General features: G+C 46.8%; 16 protein-coding genes. 1 reads left to right on the top strand and 15 read right to left on the bottom strand.

Annotated elements, in window-relative coordinates:
• Both ACWJJX_RS09665 and degQ read right to left on the bottom strand, forming a co-directional pair.
• Positions 1–876 (bottom strand): polyprenyl synthetase family protein, encoded by an 876-nt coding sequence (locus ACWJJX_RS09665; RefSeq protein ID WP_146277410.1) that lies wholly within the window; start codon positions 874–876, stop codon positions 1–3.
• 151 nt (positions 877–1,027) lie between these two features.
• On the bottom strand, positions 1,028–1,168 hold the full coding sequence (gene degQ, locus ACWJJX_RS09660) for a degradation enzyme regulation protein DegQ (protein WP_003152043.1): 141 nt from the start codon (positions 1,166–1,168) through the stop codon (positions 1,028–1,030).
• 464 nt (positions 1,169–1,632) lie between these two features.
• Here degQ and ACWJJX_RS09655 point away from each other — a divergent pair, with 464 nt between their 5' ends.
• Positions 1,633–1,974, top strand: coding sequence for a hypothetical protein (locus ACWJJX_RS09655; protein WP_454022938.1), 342 nt, complete (start codon positions 1,633–1,635; stop codon positions 1,972–1,974).
• Between the two features lie 6 nt (positions 1,975–1,980).
• Here the strand turns inward: ACWJJX_RS09655 and ACWJJX_RS09650 are convergent, their stop codons facing one another.
• The 13 genes from ACWJJX_RS09650 to essC form a co-directional block, all read right to left on the bottom strand.
• Positions 1,981–3,201, bottom strand: coding sequence for an EAL and HDOD domain-containing protein (locus ACWJJX_RS09650; RefSeq protein ID WP_070082287.1), 1,221 nt, complete (start codon positions 3,199–3,201; stop codon positions 1,981–1,983).
• A 129-nt stretch (positions 3,202–3,330) separates the two neighbouring features.
• Positions 3,331–4,797, bottom strand: coding sequence for a nicotinate phosphoribosyltransferase (locus tag ACWJJX_RS09645; RefSeq protein ID WP_014305722.1), 1,467 nt, complete (start codon positions 4,795–4,797; stop codon positions 3,331–3,333).
• Positions 4,798–4,814: 17 nt separating this feature from the next.
• A complete protein-coding gene (locus tag ACWJJX_RS09640) occupies positions 4,815–5,366 on the bottom strand; it encodes a cysteine hydrolase family protein (RefSeq protein ID WP_025853916.1) in 552 nt (183 codons plus the stop codon).
• Between the two features lie 96 nt (positions 5,367–5,462).
• The gene (locus ACWJJX_RS09635) at positions 5,463–5,861 is read right to left on the bottom strand and encodes a YueI family protein (RefSeq protein WP_003152031.1); all 399 of its coding nucleotides are present in this window, start codon (positions 5,859–5,861) and stop codon (positions 5,463–5,465) included.
• A gap of 65 nt (positions 5,862–5,926) precedes the next feature.
• Entirely contained in the window at positions 5,927–6,175 is a 249-nt protein-coding gene (locus tag ACWJJX_RS09630) for a YueH family protein (protein ID WP_003152028.1), read from the bottom strand.
• 72 nt (positions 6,176–6,247) lie between these two features.
• On the bottom strand, positions 6,248–6,469 hold the full coding sequence (locus tag ACWJJX_RS09625) for a spore germination protein (protein ID WP_003152026.1): 222 nt from the start codon (positions 6,467–6,469) through the stop codon (positions 6,248–6,250).
• 61 nt (positions 6,470–6,530) lie between these two features.
• Positions 6,531–7,637: an AI-2E family transporter gene (locus tag ACWJJX_RS09620; RefSeq protein ID WP_014418769.1), complete on the bottom strand. Its 1,107-nt coding sequence runs from the start codon at positions 7,635–7,637 to the stop codon at positions 6,531–6,533.
• A gap of 135 nt (positions 7,638–7,772) precedes the next feature.
• Positions 7,773–8,009 carry a DUF2642 domain-containing protein gene (locus ACWJJX_RS09615; RefSeq protein ID WP_003152023.1) on the bottom strand — a complete coding sequence of 79 codons (237 nt, stop codon included), beginning with the start codon at positions 8,007–8,009 and terminating at the stop codon, positions 7,773–7,775.
• A 137-nt stretch (positions 8,010–8,146) separates the two neighbouring features.
• Entirely contained in the window at positions 8,147–8,677 is a 531-nt protein-coding gene (locus ACWJJX_RS09610; RefSeq protein WP_003152022.1) for an HD domain-containing protein, read from the bottom strand.
• 164 nt (positions 8,678–8,841) lie between these two features.
• A complete protein-coding gene (locus ACWJJX_RS09605) occupies positions 8,842–9,573 on the bottom strand; it encodes a (S)-benzoin forming benzil reductase (protein WP_182069452.1) in 732 nt (243 codons plus the stop codon).
• Between the two features lie 60 nt (positions 9,574–9,633).
• Positions 9,634–10,107: a type VII secretion protein EssA gene (essA, locus tag ACWJJX_RS09600; RefSeq protein WP_454022937.1), complete on the bottom strand. Its 474-nt coding sequence runs from the start codon at positions 10,105–10,107 to the stop codon at positions 9,634–9,636.
• Positions 10,108–10,114: 7 nt separating this feature from the next.
• Positions 10,115–13,240: a type VII secretion protein EsaA gene (gene esaA, locus ACWJJX_RS09595; RefSeq protein ID WP_454022936.1), complete on the bottom strand. Its 3,126-nt coding sequence runs from the start codon at positions 13,238–13,240 to the stop codon at positions 10,115–10,117.
• Entirely contained in the window at positions 13,237–17,712 is a 4,476-nt protein-coding gene (gene essC, locus ACWJJX_RS09590) for a type VII secretion protein EssC (RefSeq protein ID WP_454022935.1), read from the bottom strand. The genes esaA and essC overlap by 4 nt, the downstream gene beginning before the upstream one ends.
• Between the last annotated feature and the right edge of the window lie 37 nt (positions 17,713–17,749).

The raw sequence follows: 17,749 nt of genomic DNA, 5'->3' as shown, positions 1-17,749 counted from the left end.
TTAAAGTTCTAACATTATATTTAAATCTTTTATACTTGTCGTAATTTCTTCCTCGTACATTTTAATTAACATTGAAACATACTGGCTAACTCCTGCATCAAATAGCAGGTCTTCAAGGCTTTTTTTATTATCAATGAGGAATGAATGGTAACTTGCTTCTGCATTCATTAAATCCAAGATTTTTTCTGAAGCAGCATTAAATCTTCGCTTTAGATACAACAGAATTAATGTTTTTCTTCCCTTTCTGATATCACTACGATTTTTATTAAAAAGACCATAATAATCATTTTCAATCTGTTTAACAATTCCAATTTTATAAGAATAATTCTCAATTTCTTCGTTAAACTCCCCATTTGCAAGCATTGTTCCTAATACAGCTGACATTGCAGTAAGCGAGCCTGATTTTTGTTTAATCATTTGAAGACATTCGTCTTCAGTTTCGGGGAAATTTTCGAGGTCATTATGCTGACCTTGCATTGCATTTAAAGCATATTTCATAGCAAGCCGGGGAAAATCGGAGTTCGTTTTAAGCTCACAAATCACTTGAAGACTTATTGAATAAAGAGAAGTGGCTGCATTTAAAGAGATAGATTGATCTATCTTCATCCATTCCTTATCCAAGTTATCTTCATCCTCTATATCGTCAAAAATATCAAAAGCTAAAATTAACAATTCAATTCCTGAAGCCAATAACGTAATATCCGAATAATGCTCACCATCGAAAGCCACATAATGCTTAAATGCAAGAACACCAAAAGCAAAATGATTTTTTTCATTTATAAAAGTCTGAAGGGTGTCTTTTAAATGTGGATTATTTATTTTCTCCCCAACAATTTCCTTCATCTTCTCTTTAATCGTTTCGGCATCTAAACACATTTGCTCAATAATTGTCTTCACCCTCCCATTCTATTTTACTAAATGCAGGTGATGAAAGACAGCAGGTTTTTTGTTTTTTAACAATCGTATAATACTTTATCCATGAAATGGATAAAAAATGCACAAAAAAAAGACTTGTTTCCAAGTCTTTTTAAGAAATTTTCATTGCATATGAGAATTTATCGAGCTGATCAATGCTTTTGTTAATGTTTCGTAATGAGTCGGTTGTTTCTCTGATATCATTTTCAAGTCGGAATAATAATTGCTTTACTTCTTCTAATTTGTTTTCCACCGTTTCCACACTCCTTTTTTTGAAAGATCAATGAATTGTGTATGGTGAACGAGTCCTAGGTATTTGATCTGTTACTAATAGTGTAAACGGTTTTGCGGGATTTTTCACCGAAAAGTATGTGTAAAAGTATCTGCGTGACACCGCAAACCATGGTAATTCCATAGTCCCGAACAGGGCATTTAGCGAACAGGACTATATAACTACCATAATGGCAGACGTTTAGGATAAAGCAGACCAATCTGGCGGTTCTGCTGTTTTTTCAACGGTTTTCCGACAAACCGGCAGGGACTATAGTCCCTGCCGTCGCAATTTCAAAACAGAATGGGCGAACAGCGTCGCATAACCACCGACAAACACCGAAAAGACCGCAACCCCACATTGTGGTCTTTTTGCATGTCATAACTCGTTATCACGCCGCCTATACTCATGTATAACGAATGTTTTCTCAGGAAGGAGGCCGCCGTATGCATTATGTGTATCCATGCTGCCCTATTTTCGCCGCGCCATACCGGCATCCAGCGCCCAGTGCCCCGGTTCACGCAGATATTTTGACAGCGTCCGCAAAAGAAGCTGCGGGCATGCTGGAGGATGCGCGCCTGCTCCTTGCGCGGCTGTCGGCGTCAAAAGAGCTTGCGCGCAGCATCCTCACCGCAGCGCAATCATCTGACACCGCAGCGGTCAAGCGGCTCATTAAGCAGACCGGCATCAAAAATGACTTTGACGTGACGTATAATCCCGACGGCATCCGTGTCAGTCTGATCAGAGAGCAAAGCCGGTTTATCATCGCCCTCAGGTGGTCGGCTTAAAGCGGCTCAATCGATCAGCTGCCGGCACCATTCGATCGCCTGTAAGTAACATTCATACGCTTCTTCTTTGTTCAGTTCTTTTCCCCACTCGTCACAGTCCCAGTTGTTGCATTCAATGGCTTTGACGAGCGCGAGCATCTGATAATAATCGTTTTCATAACCGAGCAGCGCCTGTCCGACTTCATCGATTAAAGGCAGTTCTTTGATGATATCCTCCAGTTCCCTGTGGAGAAGCGTATCGATGAGCGAAAACATGCCGATCAGCATGTAAGAAGAGGGCTGGGGCCTTCCGGTTCTTTTCGCCAGCAGTTCGCACAGTTTGGCCCTGATTAAGGAAATCTTAATGATTTCTTTTTGGCTTGAGTGGCTTTTCGCCGTTAAATCTCTGAATGAAAGAATGTAAATCAAGCGCTTAATCTCATTCAGCCCGAGCATCATGATAGCCTGCTGGATGCTGTCTATCTTTTTTTTCAGCCTTGTTTGCGATCCGTTTAAAAAACGCAGAATCTGATACGATAAGCTGACGTCACGCTCTATGTATTCCGTCACGCGCTGTATATTAGGCTGGTCATTGTTTAATTCGCTTAAAAGCTGGTAGTAAGAATGAAAATGAAACGTCAGATCATTTCCGCTGATGACACGCGGTTCACTGAAAAAATATCCTTGAAACAGGTGAAAGCCGTCTATGGCCGCCTGTTTATAATCTTTTCTCGTCTCCACTTTCTCCGCTAAATAAATCAGACTTTTACAGCTGTACGTCTGAATGATTTTTTTGCGCTCCAGACGCGAGGATTGCAAAAAGTCGATTTTTAAAATATCAATATATTTCATCAGCTGTTCCACTAACTCTTCATTTTCCGGATTGATGGCGTAAAAATCATCAAGTGCTAATGTATATCCTAATTTCTTCAGCTGTCTGCATCTTGAGATGAGTGCCGGAGTGATCGGTATGTCCTCAAGAATTTCGATAATAAGCTGGTCAGGATCAAAGGAGGTAGGGAGATCTGAAAACATCAGGCTTTCTGTAAAATTCACAAAGCAGCGTTTCCCCTCAGTCAGCTTTTCGATTCCGATGTTGATAAAGCTGTTAATAATGAGATCCGTCGTAGCTTTATCTCCGTCCGCGGCCGAATAACGGTTCTCTTCGCTCTCCCGGTAAAGAAGTTCATAAGCAACAACCTGTTCGTTTCTGTTGAAGATAGGCTGTCTCGCAACAAACACCTTCATTCATTTACCCCCTTAGATGCGGCCTTCGAACATAAGTATATCAAATAACTTGACGAAATTTGTCTAAATGTGAAAAATATTATCACAACAAAAAAGCCTTTCCAGAGATAGGAAAGGCCGCTTTGTTTTCTATTCAAGTTCCCGTTTCAGCTTGCTTTTGATTTCATGAATCCGCTGCATCTTGTTGCTCCAGCAGTCTTCGCTTAAATCGACCGGATATTCTTCCGGCTTGCTGATCCGTTTGTATTCCTCCCACAGAAGTTTGAGGTTATCCTGCACGTATTGCTGGATGTCGGTAATTTCGGGATTATCATAGCATAAAACGCCGTTTTCAAAGATCGGCTCATGCAAGTCTTTCGCATAGAAATCAGTGACGAATTTGCTGACGAACGTGTGGACGGGATGGAACATTTTTAAGCGTTTCTGATCATTTACCCGCTCGTCATAAAGCGCGATATAATCACCTTCCGAGTGGTGATTCAGCTTGTTGATAATCCGGTATACTCTCTTTCTTCCCGGCGTTGTCACTTTTTCAGGGTTTGACGAAATTTTAATGGTGTCGGTCAGTTTGCCGTCCTCTTCAATGGCGACAAGCTTATAAACCGCACCGAGAGCCGGCTGATCGTATGCGGTAATCAGCTTCGTGCCGATGCCCCACGTATCGATTTTCGCTCCTTGGGATTTCAGATTTAATATCGTGTGCTCATCAAGATCGCTTGAAGCAATGACCTTTGCGTCTGTGAAACCCGCTTCATCAAGCATTTCACGCGCTTTTTTTGACAGGTACGCCAAGTCCCCGCTGTCCAGGCGGATGCCGATGAAGTTGATCCGGTCGCCGAATTCCTTTGCGACTTTAATCGCATTCGGCATGCCTGAACGGATCGTATCGTACGTATCTACGAGAAATACGCAGTCTTTGTGGGTCTCCGCATATTTCTTAAATGCCGTATATTCATCGCGGTACGCTTGTACGAGCGCATGAGCGTGCGTGCCGGATACCGGTATATTAAAACGCTTTCCGGCTCTTACATTACTCGTCGCGCTGAAGCCGCCGATCAAAGCCGCTCTCGCTCCCCACATGGCCGCATCCATTTCATGGGCGCGCCGCGTTCCGAATTCGAGGGCGTCTTCGTCACCGACAACGCCTTTAATGCGGGCCGCTTTCGTGGCGATTAATGTTTGGTAATTCACAATGTTAAGCAGAGCCGTCTCAATCAGCTGCGCTTCAATCAGGGGCGCTTCGACCCGCATAATCGGTTCGTTGTTAAAAACGAGCTCGCCTTCTTTCATGCTGTAAAGAGATCCGGTAAAAGAAAGATCCCGTAAATAATCAATGAAATCATCAGCATAGTGCAATTCCGTTTTTAAATAATTCAGATCGCTGTCGGTAAATTTGAAGTTCTCCAAGTATTCGATTGCTTTTTCTAAGCCCGCAAATACCGCATAGCCGTTTTCAAAGGGAAGCTTTCTGAAAAAAAGCTCAAAAATCGCTTTTTTCTCATGAATGCCGTCTCTCCAGTACGTTTCGGCCATATTAATTTGATAAAGATCTGTATGTAAAGACAAACTGTCGTCTTTAAAACCATGCTCCACCAAAATTGTTTTCCCCTTCCTTACTCTGCCACTTGCGCTCCGATGCTGTTCTTAAAATGGGACAGGGCCCATTCATGCCCTTCCGGATTAAAGCTGGCCACAGCGTTTTGATGAATGACGATCTGAAAGCCCTTGTTGTAGGCGTCAACCGCCGTGTGAAGAACGCAGATGTCGGTGCACAGGCCCGCAAGATGCAGCTCAGTGATCTGCCGTTCCCGCAGTTTCAGCTCTAAATCCGTTCCCGCAAAAGCAGAATATCTCGTTTTTTCCATATAATTTACGTTTTTTGCGTGTTTATGTTTCTCATAAAGAGGCGATAGCCTTCCGTACAGCTCTTTGCCCTCCGTGCCGTTAATATTATGCGGAGGAAACAGGTGTGTCTCGGGATGAAAGTCATCGTCTGCATCATGCGAATCTACCGCAAAGACAACGTAATCACCGTTTTCTATAAATGCTTGCGTCAAACTGACAATCGTATCTTCAATCTGTCTCGCGGGTTCTCCGCAAGTTAATGCCCCGTTCTCAGCTGCAAAATCATTCGTATAATCAATGCATATAAATGCTTTTTTCATAGCCGGCCTCCCCGCCATTCATATGAAAACCATTATATCCTATCTCCACTTGTAAGTGAATTGGCATTGTAAAATGACAAACGGTGTTTTGCCCTTTTAAGATTTCAGGAGTGAGCGCTGAAAAATGTCATCCTGCACGTAAATGCCGTCAAGGTTCACGGCATAATCGGCGGCAAAAACCAGGCCGAGCGGCGTTTCGAATTGAAGGTCCGAGATGACGGAGCTTCGGACACCGGCAAGTGCGGCAAGCTTCATATATGGTGAATAAGCATGATACGGGAGCCTTCCGTTTATATAGAGCACCGCGTCTTTTCGGCTTTTCAGCGCCTGTTTCACTTCTTCATACGGCTGCTTTTGCAGCACCTGTCCCTTCGTCAGGGCAATGATGACTCTTTCACGCAGCGAGCCTAAAAATAAATGGCGTTCATCCGGTTTCGTCTGCAGAGGGCCGTACATCCCCTGCTGTAAATAAAGGTCAACCGTTTTGTCGCTCATCGGCCTGTCCCTCCCAGCTTGTTTTACAATTATCGCCCCGGACGGGACGCGGTAAACCGTTTTCGTTACATTTCAGCCACCCAATGGGAGATCTTGCCGGCGAGCTCTCCGGCGGGTTCTTCTTCAATCAGCTTGCTGAATGATTGTAAAAGCCGCTGCGCCAGCGCCTTTTTCTCTTCCTCATAGGAAATGATCGTGCTCCACTCAAGTTCCGGAACGGCTACAAGGGTATGCTGTTCTTTTTTATTTTCATGCAGATATACATCACCGATCATTCCGGACTGCACGGTAATATTCGCTTTTCTGATTTTCATAAAACATTCCCCTTTTATAAAGACTGATTCTATTATACTACAAAAAAGCGACAGCCTCCTAAAAGGAGGCTGTCACGCGTTAAACCAATCAGGTTCGTCAAACACATCGATGTCTTCAAAGCGCGTTTTGCTGAATTTATTAGTAATTTTGACAAAATCTCCGGAATGAAACGCCCCTGCCCCCGCGCCTGAGTGGTCAACGGCTTTGGGAGAAATGGCAAACACGTCACCGAAGCTCGCCGCAGCGTCTCCGGCTAAACTCATAATATAAATCGGTCCTACAATTGCAGGCATACCCACACCTCCGCTTTTCTTTACAGCATTTTATGCGCTGCACCGGGAGTTGTGCCCGTTTTTATTTCGGCTTGCGGCTGTCTTCGAGCTTTGACCGCTGACGAAGTTTGATAAGCCGGACGATATTTAAGACGAAAGCTTTTAAAACTGCGTAAACCGGCACGGCCAGAATCATTGCGAGAATGCCGCCGAAACTGCCCGCTCCGATAAGCAGAAGAATAATGGTGAGCGGGTGGGTATTCAGCCGTTTCCCAATCACAAGCGGAGAAAGCAGGTTCCCGTCAAGCTGCTGGACGACAACGACAACAATAACGGCAAAGAGCGCCTTAGCCGGCGAATCCATAAACGCGATAATCACCGCGGGCGCCGCCCCGAGAAACGGCCCCAGGTACGGAATGATATTGGTGACGGCGATCACCATCCCGAGAATTAACGCATACTGCAGGCCGATGATCCAATATCCGATAAAGCATGCCGTTCCGACAAAGAGACAAATCAGCAGCTGGCCTTGGAAATAGGCGGCCAATGTGACATATAAGTCGTTAAATATTTTCCGACCTTCCGCCCGGTAGGAAGAAGGCAGGATTTTGACCGCCAAGAGCGGAAACCGCCGGCCGTCCTTCAGCATATAAAACAAAATGAACGGAACGGTGATCACGACAAGCGTGATATTCGTAACGACGCCGAACACGGCCGACAGGCTTGCCGTAATATTTTGCGGAAGGCTTTGTAAAAATCCCGTCAGAGACTGCTGGATTTTTTCTATCGACACATAATCCTGCGTCATCATCCACGTAAACCATTTGGAATGGGATAATTGCGCAGTCAAGACTTGAATCTGATGAATGTAATCAGGGAAATTGTTAATCAGCCCCGTGACCTGGGAAGCCACAATCGGCCCGATGGCAGTGAACATAAAGGCAATCAGGCCTATGAAAACGAGATAAATGAGCAGGATCGCCAATGTCCGGGGGATTTTTTTCTCAAGCAGGCGCACGATCGGATTAAAAATGAAAAACAAAATGCCTGAGATCAAAATCGGAAAAAACAGAGTGGTGATAAAACCGAAAAACGGCTGAAAAATAAACGAGACTTTCGTTGATACGTAAATAATGAGCAAAACGAGCAAAATTTGCAGCGTCCAAAAATGGACCTTTGATTTCAACAAGCGGTTTCCTCCTATTGTCATGTGAACTTGTACTGTGATTGTACCAAAAAAAACCGCCGTGCATCTATGTATCTCAAAAAAGAAGACGCACCGGGGTTCTATAGTGCCGCCTCCGGTTTGCGCCTTTTCGGGCTGTTACACGCGTTCGGTATAATCAGGCATGACGGAAACCACATGGCGGTTTCTGATATAAAATACACGGTCATGCGTCTCTTCAATGGCGATGTGATCCGGAGTGGCATCAATCAGCCGTCCTCTGACAATGCGTCTGACGGTTTGAATGATAAACCTTGAGCCGATAAGCTTATGGATGGTCTGATAAACGTAAGGATCCACTAACGAGACGATTTGCGGGCTTCCTTGATGGGCCATTTTCGCTGATCCCCTTTACTATGTTTTCCTTCAGCATATGCAGCGGACAAAGGCTTTGACACAGTACGTCTATCGGAGCGGAAAAGGTGTTAGTGAGCATGCGGAGTTATGTAAGCGGAAAAGGCCGCATGAGTGGCCTAGACTGAGCTTCTTATGGGATATTGGGCTCGGTCAATTAACTGATCAAGCTTTTGGATTTGTTTGAGCGCGGCCGTGTGATCCATTTGGCGGTAATGGTGATGTCCGCCGGGTTCTTCATCGAGTTCATCCGCTTGTTTCACGATTTGCTGGAGCGTATTCTTGTCCAGTTCGCCTTCAGGCAGATAGGAATCGGTGTGAAGCAGAATCGCCAGCGCAATGTCCTTCGCCGCTTTCGGTTCTTCACCGAGCCGGATGAGCAGCTTATGCGCCCGTTCCGCGCCTTTAATGGCATGGATATCGTTTCTTCTGTACTTTTCATAATCCCATTTGCCGTCTGTGTACCATTCATAATGGCCGACGTCATGCAGTAACGCCGCTTTCGCCGCCAGATCCGGGCTGACACCTGCTTTTACGGCAAGACGGTATGCATGAAACGCGCAGGCGATCGCATGGGCGACACCGGAACGCTGTAAATACTTTTGTGCGATTGGATGGGTGAAGACATCCATTAACGTTACATTTCTCATGGAAACCCCTCCTTCATATATTTTTAGAATCCTAACATAAATCGAGAAGAAACTCAATTCATCTGATACATTTCTTATACCCCTTATATGTTGTTTCATTCATCATATGCCGCCGGACCCCTAAGTGATTGTACAAACAAAAAAAGAGCAGCGTGAAAGCTGCTCTACAAAAATTCTTTGATATCGTATATCCGTCCGTTTTCCGGCTCGCCCGCGATCAGTGAGTGAATGACGCCGGCGATGTATTCAGGACTTCTGAGGTTTTTCGTTTCTTTCAGATTGCGGAACCGTTCGATGTCATGGAAATCTTCTTTTGACGAAGAACGGATGACAGCCTGCATGTCTGTATCCATCACTCCCGGCGAGAATGAGATCATGCGGACCGGCAGCTCTTCATCTTCCTGTTCAAACCCGAATGTTCTCGTAAACATATCAAGCCCCGCTTTTGAGCTGCAATACGCGCTCCAGCCTTTATAAGGATTTTTTGCCGCACCCGATGTGATGTTGACAATTGTTTTGCTGCCGCTGAACGCTTCGAAACGCTTTGTGAACATTTGGCTGAGCAAAACAGGCGCCGTCAGATTAAGGGTGTAATGGCGGTTTAATTCTTCGGCGGAAGCCTCTTTCGCCCGCTTGATCGGTTCCACCATTCCGGCATTGTTGATCAGTGTGACGGCGGAGTACCCCTTCTCCTCTGCTTGATCAAGAATCGCCTCCATCTGCCGCCCGGTATCTGCGAGATCGGTTAAATCAACACTGTATTCTGTCAGTCCCTCGCGCTTTTCCCCGCTTATCGTTCTTGAAAGCGCGGCGACTTCGGCTCCTTCTTGAAGCGCCTGTTCCGTAAGCGCCCGGCCCAAGCCTTTTGACGCGCCTGTTATAAGAAAAAACTGCATGAAACTCCTCCTTTTTTTCTTATTTTACGGGCTGTCTTCCCGCAAACACAAGCGATCCGTTTACCGCCTTGCCTTTTCCTGCGCCGTGACTTTCGGGATCAGATAGATCATCGCCGCAATCCCGAGGAGGATCAAGACGGCATAAATAACAGGAAGCAGATAAGAAGTCTTTTTCTCTTCCGTTTCCATATCTGCCGAGGTATGCCGCACCGCCGGCTCGGCAAATGTGATACCCAGTTGTTTCGATTGCGCTTTGATCGTATTCGGCTCCATGTCTGACGATGTAAACAGATTTGATATCAGTTTGTCATCCGGGTTTTCGGACGGCTGATCAAACTTGATATCCTTCTGTTCTTTCGGAAGCGCCGTTTTTTCCTCGGAGTAGGCATCGTCGTGCAGGTAATCCGTACGAATTTCAATGTCTTTCTTTTCATATTCATTCGGCTTGACATCAGTATTTTCCTCATTCGCGGCTGCGGCTTGGGGAAGGAAAAGGAAAAAGGAGAGAGCAAACAGCAGCAACCCTTTTTCCATGAACATGTTACGCCTCATAAGACTGATCACTTTCCTCCGTTTTTTCCGCAAACAGCCGAATGACGAGCGGAAGCGCCGCCGCAATCAGCGTAATGATCGCAAGAACCGTTACCCCCAACGCAAACAGATGGCCCGTTCCGTATTGAATATCGATATAGACTTTCGAAACCGGACTGTCAAAGGTGAAGTTCGGCATAATCAGGTCGATCAAAGGCGCCACATAAAAGAGAATGAGCGCTGATGATGCGATCCATCCGGTAATTGAGCTGAAGACAAAGACTGCCCGGATAAAAGCTGAACTCGCCGCAAGCAGGAGAATCGTAAAGACTGACCATTTAATCGTCTGATCATCCGGAAGCGAATAGATATTCAGACCGAACAGACTGATCATCAATCCGACCATAATGTTTAAAATCCCAAAGAGCGCGCCTTTGACAAGAAGCGGCGCCTGCTGATAATACGAGCTGAAATAGCCGATCAGAAGACTGCTGATCAGGACGATCACCAAAATGACGACCGGCGGAACATTCTGAACCCGGTCTTCCGGCACCTCTCCGCTGATTTTAAGCGGATTGGCGAGATAATCGTAAACATAGCCGTTTTCCTGTCCGTCAACGAGCGCGTTCCCTAAAATGCCGTACACGTCATTTCTGATCAATTTCGTGGAATCGACGTTTTTGCCCCAGTTGCTGTTCAGGGTGTCCGCTTTTTGCTGGACGTCATTTACGCTTTGCTGCATATTGTCGGTATAGCTGATGATGCCGGACTGGCGTTCTGACAGATGGCCCATCGTGTCAGACATTTGCAGGACTTCGCGGCCGACGGTATCCTGAGCGCCGAGCGCCATCGTTCCGGTTAATCCGTCTCCGCTGAACGCGGCCGCTTCCTGCACAGCACCTTCAGCCAGCTGATCGGATGCTTTCGCCGCGCTGTCTGAAATGCTGGCAAGCTCATTGAGCACTCCCGCTTGTTCATCTCTGATATACGAGCTGTAGTTATCCGAGAATTCGGTCATGCCTTTAATAAAATTGCTGATGTCTTCATCTGTCTGCATTTTATTGTTTTTCAGATTTTCCCAGCTTGCCGTTTCTTCCGGTTTGATGGCGAGAACGGTTTGGACTTCGCCTTGCTGGGCTTTCAGCACCCGGTTTTTCACATCAGGCAGCGAGCCCGCGTCAAGAGAGTGATAGAGTGTCGCCTCATACAGGGATAAATCATTATAGTAACTCATTAAATCGGATATCTTTTTTGTATTAATGTCAGCGGCAAATATCTGTTCAAGAGCAGATTTGCGGCCGCTGTCCAATGACGGGTAGTTCAGAATGTTCTGTTCTGTTCTTACAATCATTCTGTAAACGGTATTGAAGTCTTGTTTTCTCGTTTCTTCTGATTCTTCCAGATTTTTCTTTAATTTTTCTGCGCGTTTTTTGACGTCATCAATCTGGTCTTTAAGGCCTTGGATTTCTTCATCAAGAGCATCGAGACGTTTTTTCAGTTCTTCATTATGAGTCTGCTGTTTCTCTTCCAGCTCTTTTTCAAGTTGCTGAATGCGTTCTGCGGCTTGGTTCAGCCTTTCTTTCGCCTCAGTTATGTCCGTGCCGCCGTCCCCTTCAGAATCGTTCGGATCGTCCGCCGGCTCATCAGCAGGCGGAGTAACGTTTTCAGCGGCTGTCGAGGTCTGGACGGTTTTTGGCTCCTGATCGCCTGTGTTATCGGAAGCAGGCTGCTCTCCTTTTGTGCCGTCTTCCGTTTTTCCGTCTTCTCCGGGATTCGTTCCGTTATTCGGATCGGTATCGCCGGAGTTTTCACCGTCATCGCCTTGGCCCGGTTTTTCAGGGGCCGGATTTTCTTTTTCCGGTTCTTTTAATCCGTCAGAAATGTGATTGATTTCAGCGGAGATGCGTTTTAATTCTTCACGCTGATCGTCAAGGTCAATTTTCAGATCGCCGGGTTTTTCTTCTTCCGGTTTTTCTTCTTCTTTCGGTTCATCCGAGCCGTCATCCCCCGGGTCCTTTTCCGGAACAGTTAATGCCGGCCGATCCCTTTTCATAAGGGTTTGGATGCTGTTCAGTGTTTCAAATCTTGCTTGCGCTTTATATTGAGTCAAATAATTGTCCAGTAAATTGGATTGAATATTCGCCATCCCGCGTTCCTGCTCAGGAATCTGCGCTTCTCTCACCTGTTGGGCGGCAAAAAGAGCCGATCCCGTCTGGTCAAGCTGTGTCTGCGCCCGGTTTATTCCTGAAGACAGCCCGCTCATCATCGTGCTGAACTGGTTGGCGGCCTGCTGTGCTTTAATGGCGTTCAGTCCGGTTGTGATTTGCTTTTGATTTTGTTCCTGCGCGGCCATCAGCAGTTTTTTCTGATTTTCTTGATATTGTTTGTAGCGCTCGACCGTGTCGGCAAAGTCTTTGAGCGTGGTTTTGGCTTCATCTGCCGAGGTCAGTTTTTCTTTTGCCGCGCCCTGCGCTTCATTCATTGATTTTTTCAGTTCGTCAATCAGGTCTTTTTGCCGTTTGATTTCACCTGCCAAGTCATTGGAGCTCGGCTTGTAAAAGTTGTACATGACGTTTTGAAACTCTGATTCTTTATTGACGATCTTGTCAAAATCGCCTCGGACATTGTTCACTTTTTGTGAGACGAAATTCCAATATAATGCTGACATTTTTTTATTCATTGATTTTTGGGCGTCTTCAAGCTCACGCTGCACTTTTTCTTTGTTGACGGCGTTCAGGTTGCTTTGAATATTGAATGTCAGCGTGGCTTTTTGCGGACGCTCCTTGTCATAGCTTAAGATGTCTTTTGAAAAATCGGATGGAATGTAAACGACGGCGTCATACTTCTTAGCCGCCAGACCGTTTTCAGCCGCGCTCCTGTTGACAACCGTCCATGAATAATCCGGACGGCCGCCGAGAGCGGCCGCTACTTCTTTGCCGAAATGGACGGATTCCTCTTCCTCATTTTCATCTGTTTGTAAGCCCATGTCTTCATTCACGACTGCGATTTGGCGGGTGGCGTTGATTTTTTGTTTTCCCGGGTCATCACCGATAAACCGGAAAAACAGCACCGGCAGCAGCAGAATGATGACGACCGCGGCTATTAATTTGATCAGGCTTTTTCGTTGTTCGGTCATCTGACGGCCTCCCTTTCCGCTGAACATAAAGGTATTTGGATTTTTTGCTCCTTCCCGTTTTCAACCAAATAGCCGAAGCCCGGCTGAATGTCCGGTTCCTGCCTTTGGTAAGGCAGCGGAATGACATTTTGTTCGGATTTTTTCACAAGCAGCATCGCGTGGCGGATCTGTTTCATTTCCGTCGTTAAGGAATCATAGCCTTTTGAGAATTCGCTGTGATTGCCCGCCGGGATAAAACTGAAGCCCACATGCGCGTAAGATTTCATAAACATCGCCAGCTTGTCCTGTATGGCGGTGTCGATCGTCTGCTGGAATCTTGTAATGCCGTCGGCCATTAACACGACAGGAGAGAAACTAAGTTTGTGCACATCGCCATTTTTGACGGCCTGCGCATACTGAGCTTCGCGCTCCGTGAAAATGGCTTCTGCCGTTTCGATCCACTGCCGGACGTCTTCTTTTGTGTCCAGATAGCTGACCTTTGTTTCCTGCGCATACTGCGACAGTCCGCGGTCAATCGAGTCAAACAGCCCGACCCGTTCCGTACCTTCACGCAGCAGGTGATTCAGCATCACTTTCAGGATATTTGTTTTTCCACGCTGTGTCTGGCCCAAAATAAGACAATGTTTATTTTTACCCAGATCAAAGTACACAGGGCTGACCTTTTCCTCATGAAGCCCGACAGGAATGCGGAACGGTTCTTGTTCCGGGCCGAGACGGAGTGAAAATTCGCCGGCCGTCAGCATATCCGGAAGCATCGGAATCGGGTCTGGGCCGGCTGTTCCGGCGTGGCGCTCAGCTAAAGCTTTGACATCGGCTTTCAGCGTCTGGAACATCTCGAGGTCATTTTCCGCTTCAGCCGGAAGAAACATTTGCGCGAAATACAGTTCTTCTTTTTGGATCATGACGCGGCCCGGGATCGGTTCGAGACTGAACGGCGGACGCCCGTAAATGGAGTATCCTTCTGACTGATCCATTAAATAATGGACGACTTTCGTTTTTATATTGTTTAACAGCGACTGGCGGACGGCGTTTACCCTCGTTGCGGTCAGCAGGAAGTAAATACCTAAGCTTTGCCCGTCGCGTGAAATCTGGATAAATTCCGTTTCTAATTCATGCATTTCATCTTTGACGATGTCGAAATTGTCAATTGTGATAAATATAAACGGCAGCTCTTCTTCACTGAGCGAATTGTACATTTTGATATGACTGACTTCTTTTTCTCTGAACAGCCGTTTCCGCCGCTCGATTTCTTCCTTGATGCGGATCATGAATTTTTCGATCTTTCTCATTTGATCCATTAAGAAATAGTCTGCGGTGTGCGGAAGCTTTGCCAATGGCAGAAGCGTGCCGTTTCCGAAGTCAAAGATGTACATATGAAGCTCTTCCGGCGTGTATCCTTCCGCGAAGTTCATCAGGAAGGTGATGGCAGCCACTGACTTGCCGTAGCCGGATGAGCCGAAAATGCCGATATTGCCGTCATCCATCATCGTGTAAGCGAGAGGCGCCTGTCTTTGCTGATCAGGCTCATCAACGCAGGCAATGAAGAAGCGGTCTTTTTCCTGCGCGGGGTAAAGCGTGCGCGGGATACGTTCGGCAAGCGGCGGAAGCCACGGGCTCGGCAGCTTTTCAATGCCCATTTCATTTTGAATCCGCTCGATTTCTTCGACTACGGCTTCTATTTCTGCCGGGGCGTCTTTTTTCGCCGCATCATCCGCATCCACCTCAGACAGCGGAATTAAGCCGGTATCGGTAACGATGGCAATGTCATCCTCGGTGCCGTATACATCTTCCATGTAAGGGGCGCCGCTCCAGGCAGACTGGAACTGCTCATACACTTCGTTATTTCCGACTTGCAAGTAGCCGCGTCCGGTGACCGTAATATTCGCCGCATCACTGTTTTTCAGGATTTCTTTACTGTCACTTGCATCCTGCACTTTCAGCGCGACCTTAAAGCGTGAGTTGCTCCATATTTGGTCGTCAATGATGCCGCCCGGCTTTTGCGTGGCGAGTATTAAATGCACACCAAGGCTCCGTCCGATGCGGGCCGCACTGACAAGCTCCCTGATAAAGTCAGGCTCTTCGCTTTTCAGCTCGGCGAATTCATCTGAAATCAAAAACAGGTGCGGCATCGGAATATCCGTTTCTCCCTGTTTATACAGCTTTGTATAATCATTGATGTGATTGACGCGATATTGATCAAACAGCCGCTGCCGTTTTTTCAGCTCGCTCTTAATGGATGCAAGCGCCCTGATACTGAAGTTTCTGCTTCCTTCAATATTCGTGATGGTTCCGAGAAGGTGCGGCATTTTGCGGAACGGCTGCGCCATTCCTCCGCCCTTATAGTCAATCAGCAAAAACGCCGCTTCATGCGGGTGAAAGTGAACGGCCAATGACAGGATATACGTTTGCAGAAATTCACTTTTCCCGGAGCCGGTCGTTCCCGCCAGCAATCCGTGCGGCCCGTGCGCTTTTTCATGCAGGTTTAAATAGACGATGTCGTCTTTTCCTTTATAGCCGATCGGAACAGCCAGCGATTTTGCAGACTCACTTGTCTCCCACTTCTGCCTGATGCCGATTTCTTTTACTTCCTTCGCATGAAACAGCTCGAGAAATGAGACCGTTTCAGGAATGGAATTCGTCATTCCGACCTGATGGTGCAATGTCCGAAGCGTCCGGGAAAACCGCTCGTTGTTTGTCCGTTCATGCCTGTCCAGCTTAAACGGGATCTGCACCGCTTTTTTCTGCTGAATGAGAATGTCTCCCTCATCTTCATTAATGTAGCGGACGAGGGTGTGAATGTTTTCTGCCAGGCTTTCCTTCGTTTCCGCGGCGATGATTGCCGAGATGCCGAGATGCTCATGCCGGCCTTCAATGTATTCTAAAATGACGTGCTCTGCGATCAGCTGCTGATTTGTGATGACAAAGACAAAATGCGGCTGAAAGATCTTTTTTTCTTTATCCTCTTCCAAATCCCGCTCCCGCAGCAGCTCGTAAATGGACGATAACAATTGATCGCGGGTCTGTTCATTGTAAATAAATCCTTTCGCATACATATGAGGCAGCTGAAATTGCGGCAGCCACTTCATCCATTCCCATTCCTTATATTCGTCCTCATGAAAGATAAAGACAAATCGCAGGTCATGGTAGCTGTTGAAGAACGCGAGCTGGCCGATCAGCTGGTGAATTTCATTTTTGACGATCTGAGGTTTCCCGACAAGCCCCATCGGCCCTTCTTGTAAATCAACGGTCACGGGCGCATGGCGGATATCTTTATACACACGCTGCATGTGCTGCGACTGCTCCATCAAGTCATCCACATCACGGTTCGCCAGGTCTCCGCCGCTCATTGAAATCTCGTAGCTTGACGGGACCGTGCCCGTTCCGAGCCGAAGCATCAGAAAATCCCTGCTTTCCAGCGATTTCTCCCAAATGCGGCCGCTGATTTCAGAAGTTAAATATTTCATTTTTTCAAACGGGGGAAAATGATGCGTCAGCACTAGCAGCTGTTTTTCCGACAGCGTCTGAAGCTCTTTCCGTTTGCTTTCTAAATACTGCTTGTACACACGCTCCCGTTTTTCCTCCCGTTTTTTCCGCTGGTTTTTTTCACGGAAATACTGCACGGTGGACGTAATGAGAGTCATCATAAACATCGCCAAAGAGACAAGGATGAATATGCCCCTCGGCTGTATAATGGCGACAACCCCCATTACAATCAGCATGACCACAGGAGGCAGAATGACGAGCCACAGCCCCCGGTTATTCTGTTCGCTTTCCTGCGAGGGAAAGCTGAATGAAACGCGGTCTTCGGGAAGATCGTAGACCATGCGCGGCGTTCTTCGATATTGCGGGTATTTCTTTTTCATTTCGGTGCTTGGTTTTACCGTTTTGGTTAAACCGGCTTGAAGCTTTTCGTGATGAACGATTTCTAAAAGGTCGTCCTCCGTCAGCCTCACACGCAGAAAATTCCACAGCAGCTCATCTCCCGTCCGGAGCCTTTCGGGAGCTTCTGCAAGCTTTCCGTTCACATAAACTTCCTGACCATCAGGGACGACAGACCAGCATCCTCCCGACTTTCTCAGATAAAAAGCCTCTGTTTGAGCGGAGGACGGCTCTTTGTATATATCCGCTTCCTCTGTTTCTGATGAGAAAACGATCTCATCCTTCCCTCCGATAAAATACACGGAGGATTCTTCCTGGTCAGGGGTGAGCAGAAGCCGCATCGTCTCTTCTTCAATCCGGCAGGGCATTTCATTTCCTATTGTCAATTCGCCGGCACAGTTATTTCCCAGGAAAACATCATAACGATCTGTTTCTTTCCGATAAAGGGTTGCGGCGTTTTGCCGTAACGGAAGTGTGCCGACCGTGATTGTATCTTTCATATCCGGACCGATCGTAATCGGCTGAGAGGGCGGGAGTTCAGACAGCTGAACCTTTTGTACGTGCTCTCGGTAAAAGACCCATAACAGACTCATATGGCGAACCTCCTGACGACAGCCTGATCGTTACATG

It is taken from the genome of Bacillus sp. YH3-2-B2 (assembly GCF_053663335.1).
This window is presented reverse-complemented; position numbering and strand designations above follow the sequence as displayed.

Coding starts and splice junctions, on each gene's coding strand:
- ACWJJX_RS09610 (WP_003152022.1), bottom strand. CDS start 8,677: ATGAGAAATGTAACGTTAATGGATGTCTTCACCCATCCAATCGCACAA.
- ACWJJX_RS09640 (WP_025853916.1), bottom strand. CDS start 5,366: ATGAAAAAAGCATTTATATGCATTGATTATACGAATGATTTTGCAGCT.
- ACWJJX_RS09650 (WP_070082287.1), bottom strand. CDS start 3,201: ATGAAGGTGTTTGTTGCGAGACAGCCTATCTTCAACAGAAACGAACAG.
- ACWJJX_RS09605 (WP_182069452.1), bottom strand. CDS start 9,573: ATGCAGTTTTTTCTTATAACAGGCGCGTCAAAAGGCTTGGGCCGGGCG.
- ACWJJX_RS09625 (WP_003152026.1), bottom strand. CDS start 6,469: ATGCCTGCAATTGTAGGACCGATTTATATTATGAGTTTAGCCGGAGAC.
- ACWJJX_RS09655 (WP_454022938.1), top strand. CDS start 1,633: ATGCATTATGTGTATCCATGCTGCCCTATTTTCGCCGCGCCATACCGG.
- ACWJJX_RS09665 (WP_146277410.1), bottom strand. CDS start 876: ATGTGTTTAGATGCCGAAACGATTAAAGAGAAGATGAAGGAAATTGTT.
- ACWJJX_RS09615 (WP_003152023.1), bottom strand. CDS start 8,009: ATGGCCCATCAAGGAAGCCCGCAAATCGTCTCGTTAGTGGATCCTTAC.
- esaA (WP_454022936.1), bottom strand. CDS start 13,240: ATGACCGAACAACGAAAAAGCCTGATCAAATTAATAGCCGCGGTCGTC.
- ACWJJX_RS09635 (WP_003152031.1), bottom strand. CDS start 5,861: ATGAGCGACAAAACGGTTGACCTTTATTTACAGCAGGGGATGTACGGC.
- ACWJJX_RS09630 (WP_003152028.1), bottom strand. CDS start 6,175: ATGAAAATCAGAAAAGCGAATATTACCGTGCAGTCCGGAATGATCGGT.
- essA (WP_454022937.1), bottom strand. CDS start 10,107: ATGGAAAAAGGGTTGCTGCTGTTTGCTCTCTCCTTTTTCCTTTTCCTT.
- essC (WP_454022935.1), bottom strand. CDS start 17,712: ATGAGTCTGTTATGGGTCTTTTACCGAGAGCACGTACAAAAGGTTCAG.